Origin of the sequence: Chryseobacterium luteum (assembly GCF_000737785.1) — a bacterium.
GTDB classification, from domain to species: Bacteria; Bacteroidota; Bacteroidia; order Flavobacteriales; family Weeksellaceae; genus Chryseobacterium; species Chryseobacterium luteum.
On record NZ_JPRO01000045.1, the window covers coordinates 1 to 6,930 of the forward strand.

A 6,930-nucleotide genomic window follows, 5' to 3' on the forward strand; every position below is an offset into this window, starting at 1 on the left:
AGTTTCTGATCTTTAATGATGTTATTGTATCTCGTCTTATCTCCTGCTGTAATCACGTACAAAGGAATAGAGCCAAAAGAACTGATAGCGGCGGCTTCTTTTTTAATGGATTTCATATGGTCCTGTTCTTCCAGGGTAGCATCGGCACTTTTGTAAAGCAGCGCAGGCATAATGGAATTTTGATATTTATACTTTTCGCCAACCGGAAACATATTTTTAAACATGAGCCTTGCCGCACCGAAAGTATCAGCAAATTTTAAAAATCCACCCGGAAGCCCCTGATTCACCATCCTGTACATTTCCGGTGAAAGGTATTTTTCATCAGCCGGATATTGACTGTCTACCAATATCACTCCGGCAACATCCTGAGGATATTTTTTAACGAAAAATCTCGTTAGCATCCCGCCAAAAGAATGTCCGACAAGAATATAAGGCTTCGGAGCATTTGACTTTTCCAAAAGTGTATGCAATTCTTCTGCTATTTTTTCACCTGTTTTAGGATGGGTTCCCCGTTCACTCCACAAGATTCCGGATCGGTCGTAAGAAAAAGTGGTGTAGGTTTTGGGAAGATCTTTCTGGATATGGTACCACTGTAAATGACCTGCCGGATCAAAAGCCGTTTCAAAAACTACTGTCGGGCCGCCCGTTCCTTCCTTAAGATAATGCATTTTATGGTTTTCAACTTCTGCAAACTGGCCGTCCGGCTGAATTTTTTCAGCTTTTGCACGGGATATTTTTTCAAAAACAAACCCTGTTATTAACAGTAGAATGATGATTAAAAGCAGCGCCATCGCTATGCGTTTTGTCCATTTAATAATTTTCATAGTTATATTTTTTGATGTGATGATCTTCCAATAAGTCTGTATTCTATAAAAAATAGTTACATCCATACAACAATCATCTTTGGAATCTTGTTACATTGAATTTAAGCATTGCTCACCACTTTATGTTAAAAAATATAGATAATGCTGTAACAATCTCTTGGTTACATAGACTACTACTATGTAAAACAAATTACATGGAAAAAATCTTGTCAGTAAAGAATTTAACAAAAAAATTCAAGAGAACTGTTGTCAATAATATCTCCTTTGATGTAGAAAGAGGAAATGTCTACGGTTTATTAGGGCCTAACGGAAGCGGAAAATCTACGACCTTCGGAATGTTGCTATCAACTATCAATCCCACTAGCGGGGACTGGTATTGGTTTGGGCAAAAAGGAACGGATCCTGATACCCTGAAAAAGATAGGGGCAATTATAGAGCAGCCTAATTTTTATCCGTATCTGGATGCTGAAACAAATCTTAAGATCGTAGCCGAGATCAAGGGAACTCCTTATGCCCGGATTGCGGAAGTTCTGAAAACCGTAGGTCTTTTTGAAAGAAAAAATGATGTTTTCAAAACTTACTCTTTAGGAATGAAGCAGCGTCTTGCCATTGCTTCAGCTATGCTCAACAATCCGGAGGTGATGATTCTTGACGAGCCTACCAACGGGCTGGATCCGGAAGGAATTATCCAGATCAGAGAGATCATCAGCAATATTGCTAAACAGGGCATCACCATTATCATTGCCAGCCACCTTCTGGACGAGATCGAAAAGATCTGCAGCCATGTAATTGTTTTGAAAGAGGGAAATTCTATTTATTGCGGACGCGTGGACGAAATAACAGCCAATAACGGATATTTTGAATTGAAGGCTGACAACAATACGCTGCTTTTAAATGCCCTGGAAGAGCTTCAGTGGTTCAGTGCGGTGAAAGCCGACGGTGAGATCATCAAAGCGCAGATTCGCAACGATGCATCTATATCTGCTTCAACTCTGAATCAGAAGCTTGCCGAAAAAGGAATCTATCTATCTCATTTAACGAAGAAAAAGCTGTCTCTGGAGACTCAATTCCTTGAACTTGTAAAAAATACGAATACCCATGCTTAAACTATTAAAACTAGAATACTATAAAAACCTGAATTACAAACCGTTCAAGGTTTTCACCATCTTATATTTTGCTATTCTGATCGCCCTTCTTTTTATCGGGATGGTAGATCTGAATTTTTTAGGAGGAACCATTAATTTAAAAGAGCAAGGCATTTACAATTTTCCTGAGATCTGGAATTTCACCACATGGATTGTCGCTTTGCTAAAGATTTTTCTTGGGTTAATCATTGTTTTTTCGATCTCTCAGGAATTCACCAACAGGATGTTTAAGCAAAATACAATCGACGGGCTGAGCAGGAAAGAATTTATAGGATCAAAGCTTTTAACGATTACGATCTTTACCACAGTTTCCACATTGATCGTGTTTATTATCACTGTGTTTTTGGGACACCAGTATTCTAAGGTTACTGATACTTCAAAAATGTATACAGAGGTTTATTATATCGGAAATTATTTTGTAAAGCTGTTTACCTTCTTCTCCTTCCTGATGTTCCTTTCGGTATTGCTGAGAAAATCGATGTTTGTATTCCTTGGCTTCTTCGCATATTGGGTTGCTGAAAAGATTCTGGCAGGGATCGAAGCTTACCAGAAATTAACAGGAATGCAGGGAGAACAAAGAAAAGCAGTTCTTGAGAATGATTTTTTTATCACCAATCTTTTGCCTTTGGAAAGCATGTCAAATTTAATCCCGAATCCCCTGATGAGATTAAATATGATCAAAGTTATGGGGGTAAAATATGAAGCTCATTATCCTACAGAAAGTATGATAGCGTGTATCATCTGGTCTGTGGTCTTTATTTTCGGTTCTTACCTGATTTTGAGAAAAAGGGATTGGTAGATATATGAAATTAAAAGATTTAAAAATTTAAATGATTTAATAATTAAGTGGTCCTTTGGATCACTTTTTTTGTTTTGATCAGGGAAAGGATGTTAAAAATAATATCTGATGAAATACCTGCTTCAATTACCAATACAATCCTATTATGCCATCTTCGGATTTTTATTGTTTTTGAATATCTCCATGTTCAGCATTAAAGAAAATCTTCAGATCCAAAGAAAAACATTTGCATGAAAAAGATTTATTACTTTCCGGGATTGATCAGTGCTGTTATTATTACACTGTTTATATTATTGATTTATAATAATTAAACCTTATAGGTTTTAGAAACCTATAAGGTTTGTGATAAATAAAATACAAATATCCCCTTATGTGTGATCTACGGAAGAAATTTTACATTTTGATCAAAAAAAGACCGCCTCACAGCGGTCTCTCATTTCTATTACTTTTTATCCAGCAGAGAGATATAATCTCCGTAGCCTTTTTTCTCCATTTCAGCTTTTGGAATAAATTTTAGCGAAGCACTGTTGATACAGTATCGAAGTCCACCTTTATCCGCAGGACCGTCTGTGAAAACGTGTCCCAAATGGGCATCACCTGTTTTACTTCTCACTTCCACCCTCACCATTCCGGCAGATTTATCCATTTTCTCATCGATCAGTTTTTTAGTGATCGGCTTTGAAAAACTTGGCCATCCGCACCCTGATTCGAACTTATCCGTTGAAATAAACAGAGGTTCTCCAGTGGTGATATCTACATAAATTCCTTCACGCGTTTCATCCCAGTATTCATTTTGGAAAGGTCTTTCCGTACCGTTTTCCTGGGTTACATTATATTGTTCTGCTGTCAGCTTTTCTTTTAAAGCTTTTTTATCCTGCTTCTGGTATTTTGCTTTAGGAAGCGGATTCGCATTTTTAGCCATTTCAAAAAGTCCCGGTTCAATATGGCAATAACCCCCCGGATTTTTATCCAGATAATCCTGGTGATAATCTTCCGCCTTGTAGAAATTTTTCAAAACAACCGTTTCTACCACGACAGGCTTGGAGTAGTTTTTAGACAATTTCAGAACTTCATTTTTCACTAGAGCTTCATCTTCTTTATTGGCAAAATAAATCCCCGTTCTGTATTGGTTTCCTCTGTCATTTCCCTGTTGGTCGAGACTGGTAGGATCGATTGTTTTAAAATAAAGATCAATCAGCAGCTTAAGATCAACCTGTTCTGGATCATATTTTATCTTTACAGTTTCCGCAAAACCTGTGGTGTGGCTTACCACCTCTTCATAGGTGGGATTTTGGGTATTCCCGTTGGCATAACCTACTTCAGTTCCTACCACTCCACGGATCTGTTGAAAAAAGTGTTCCGTACCCCAGAAACATCCCCCTGCAAAATAAATTTCTCGCACATTTTTATTATCCATAATTTTCTGATTTTCTTTTTCTTTTGTTAATTCCCTGGACTTAGTATTTTTAAAAAGTCCCGATCCGGCAGCAAAAACTGCGATACCCAGAATAATTCCGAGTACGATAAATATATTTTTCATTTTTTTCTTTTTATCCATTACTATTTATTGTTTTGTACGATCATCAATCCGAATCCTAATAACATCAGATCTTTTAAAATAAAAAAGTCCGTAACAGGAACACCATCCACTATTTTCCAGATTCCGGGAGTGGTAAACAGATAACTTAGAGTCACCATAAATGTAACGGTCATCCCGATTGCAGCATACTTTCTCAGAGATGCAAATTTCACGCTAAATACCAGTAATAATGCAATGATAATTTCTATCGCTCCGATAGCATTTGACACCATCTGCACGCTTGCTATTTTATATACGGAGAAAGTAAGAAAATGGTTTTCCACCAAAGGTTTGATGGCTGCGGCTTCAGTGGGCGTAAATTTAAATATCCCGATCCAGAGCAAAATCAATGCAGCCCCGAAAAGTGAAATATAATACCCTGATCTGTAAGTCCCCGGTTCGGGGTTAAGTTGTGTTGTTCCATTCATGTCTTTAAGATTTTGAATAATACTTTATTGTTTTCAAAAGTATAGTCGGAACCATTTCAAAATCCTGACAGTATTTTTTCTAAAGATCTAACTTTTCTATAATTTTATCCTTAAAACCTTCAATATCAGAATCATTAATTTCAGTATTTTCTTTCCGGAACAGTTTCCGTTTTAAGATATCATCTAAAATCTTCAGTTTTTCTTCATAGGCTCTGCACCACTTGCATATCTTTAAGTGTAAGGAAAGCTGCCAGTCTTCCTTCCGGGAGATGGCCTGTGCATTCCTTTTTTCCATCAGCATCGTAGCTTTGCTGCAGGACAGGAACAGAATATGAATAAATTTTCTCAACATGTTTATGATATGGTTATAAGTTGGCAAACCAGTTGAAGTCCAGGCATTCCCTTAGCTGCATTCTGCCTCTCTGGAGGATCTTCCAAAGATTAGTCGCAGAAATCTGCAGTTCCTGACTCACTTCCGGTGCTTTTTTTTCCTGAAGATAATACATTTTCAGCGGAATCTTCCATCTGGAGGGCAAATCCTCAATACATTCCTCCAGGATTTTATTAAAATCTTTATTGTCTAAAAGTTCCGGTTCTTTCTCTGAAACATTCCAGTCATTCAGGACAGCGTTATTTTTCCACGAACCTGTTTCATCAAAAAAATGATCCAGTTTAATCTCCGGTTCCGATTTATATTTTTTCCGGTAAAAATCAGCAGCTTTTCTATTCAAAATAGCTGTCAGCCAGGTCAGCGGCAGGCTCTTTCCTTCAAACGAGTCATAGGACGAAAATGCAGCTAAAAAGACTTCCTGCACCAGATCCTCTGCTTCCGCTTTATCTGAAAGCAGATAGGCTGCCCTTTTCAGAAGAGGCCCGGAATACTGCTCTACCCAGCTTTTCAGCACTTCATTTTTAGTCATTTCTTATTCTTTAATATTATAAAAACTTATTTGATCAGCTTACTCTTATCTTTGGAATCTGTGAATTGATCAAGTCTTTATTTAATATTAAAACGAATATAAAAAGTTAAATGATAATATACAAAGTTTTATTTATCATCGTCATTGCAACCGCAGGTGAACAATCTCAAAATAATGTGTTAAATGAGATTGTATCGTCACTATATTCATTTCACCATTGCGCTAATCTAACAATGGTGTGTTTTCCAGGATCATTTATAATGATAAACTTATCAAACCTTATAGGTTTCTAAAACCTATAAGGTTTACATAAAACAGTAATTAATCATCATCATTAAGTTTCTTCCTCTGTTAATCCAACAACCTATAAACACTTCCTATCCTGACCCCATTCAAAACATAGTATAAAATTATTTACAAATCGCTTAAAAACATTAAATTTGCATCTTATCAAAAATTTGATAGTTTTAAAAGCAAAGCAATACTATGACATCACAAGAGATACGTCAAAAATTTTTAGATTATTTTAAAAGTAAAGACCACCTTATTGTTCCTTCAGCGCCTATCGTGCTGAAAGACGATCCTACCCTTATGTTTTCCAACTCGGGAATGACGCAGTTCAAAGATTTTTTCCTGGGCTACAAAACGCCTACAGCCCCGAGAATTGCCGATACACAGAAATGTCTTAGAGTTTCCGGAAAGCATAATGACCTGGATGATGTGGGAAGAGACACGTACCACCATACCATGTTTGAAATGTTGGGGAACTGGTCTTTCGGTGATTATTTCAAAAAAGATGCTATTGCTTTTGCCTGGGAATTACTGACTGAGGTATTCGGGATTCCAAAAGAAAACTTATATGTAACAATTTTTGAAGGTGATGCTTCTGAAAACCTTGAAAGAGATCAGGATGCTTTCGATTTCTGGAAATCACATATTTCCGAAGACAGAATTATCAATGGAAACAAAAAAGATAATTTCTGGGAAATGGGAGAAAGCGGACCTTGCGGACCATGTTCTGAAATTCACGTTGACTTAAGAACTCCGGAAGAAAAAGCTAAAGTTTCAGGGCTTGAATTGGTGAATAACGACCATCCTCAGGTTGTTGAAGTCTGGAACCTTGTTTTCATGGAATTCAACAGAAAGGCAGACAAATCCCTGGAAAAACTTCCTGCCCAGCATGTAGATACAGGAATGGGCTTCGAGCGTCTCTGTATGGCACTTCAGGGAAAATC

9 protein-coding genes are annotated in these 6,930 nt (G+C 37.2%); 4 read left to right on the forward strand and 5 right to left on the reverse strand.

Annotation, left to right across the window (positions count from 1 at the left end):
• Window positions 1-824, reverse strand: an 824-nt coding sequence (locus IX38_RS22225; protein WP_165570763.1) for an alpha/beta fold hydrolase, incomplete at its 3' end; no start/stop codon positions are given.
• A 194-nt stretch (window positions 825-1,018) separates the two neighbouring features.
• Between IX38_RS22225 and IX38_RS21675 the strand changes: the two genes are divergently transcribed.
• From IX38_RS21675 to IX38_RS23390, 3 genes are all read left to right on the forward strand, one after another.
• On the forward strand, window positions 1,019-1,930 hold the full coding sequence (locus tag IX38_RS21675) for an ABC transporter ATP-binding protein (RefSeq protein ID WP_034708161.1): 912 nt from the start codon (window positions 1,019-1,021) through the stop codon (window positions 1,928-1,930).
• Complete coding sequence (locus tag IX38_RS21680) at window positions 1,923-2,768, forward strand: ABC transporter permease (RefSeq protein WP_034708162.1); 846 nt, start codon at window positions 1,923-1,925, stop codon at window positions 2,766-2,768. Before IX38_RS21675 ends, IX38_RS21680 begins: the two co-directional genes overlap by 8 nt.
• 108 nt (window positions 2,769-2,876) lie before the next feature.
• Window positions 2,877-3,002 (forward strand): hypothetical protein, encoded by a 126-nt coding sequence (locus IX38_RS23390; RefSeq protein ID WP_262483463.1) that lies wholly within the window; start codon window positions 2,877-2,879, stop codon window positions 3,000-3,002.
• 208 nt (window positions 3,003-3,210) lie between these two features.
• Here the strand turns inward: IX38_RS23390 and msrB are convergent, their stop codons facing one another.
• The 4 genes from msrB to IX38_RS21700 form a co-directional block, all read right to left on the reverse strand.
• Window positions 3,211-4,308 (reverse strand): peptide-methionine (R)-S-oxide reductase MsrB, encoded by a 1,098-nt coding sequence (msrB, locus tag IX38_RS21685; protein WP_034708168.1) that lies wholly within the window; start codon window positions 4,306-4,308, stop codon window positions 3,211-3,213.
• Between the two features lie 20 nt (window positions 4,309-4,328).
• Window positions 4,329-4,775, reverse strand: coding sequence for a DUF417 family protein (locus IX38_RS21690; RefSeq protein WP_034708163.1), 447 nt, complete (start codon window positions 4,773-4,775; stop codon window positions 4,329-4,331).
• A 79-nt stretch (window positions 4,776-4,854) separates the two neighbouring features.
• A complete protein-coding gene (locus IX38_RS21695) occupies window positions 4,855-5,127 on the reverse strand; it encodes a hypothetical protein (RefSeq protein WP_034708164.1) in 273 nt (90 codons plus the stop codon).
• Window positions 5,128-5,140: 13 nt separating this feature from the next.
• Window positions 5,141-5,695, reverse strand: a complete 555-nt coding sequence (locus IX38_RS21700; protein WP_034708165.1) for a sigma-70 family RNA polymerase sigma factor — start codon at window positions 5,693-5,695, stop codon at window positions 5,141-5,143.
• Window positions 5,696-6,181: 486 nt separating this feature from the next.
• Between IX38_RS21700 and IX38_RS21705 the strand changes: the two genes are divergently transcribed.
• The coding region (locus IX38_RS21705) for an alanine--tRNA ligase-related protein (RefSeq protein ID WP_034708166.1) at window positions 6,182-6,930 on the forward strand (749 nt) is incomplete at its 3' end.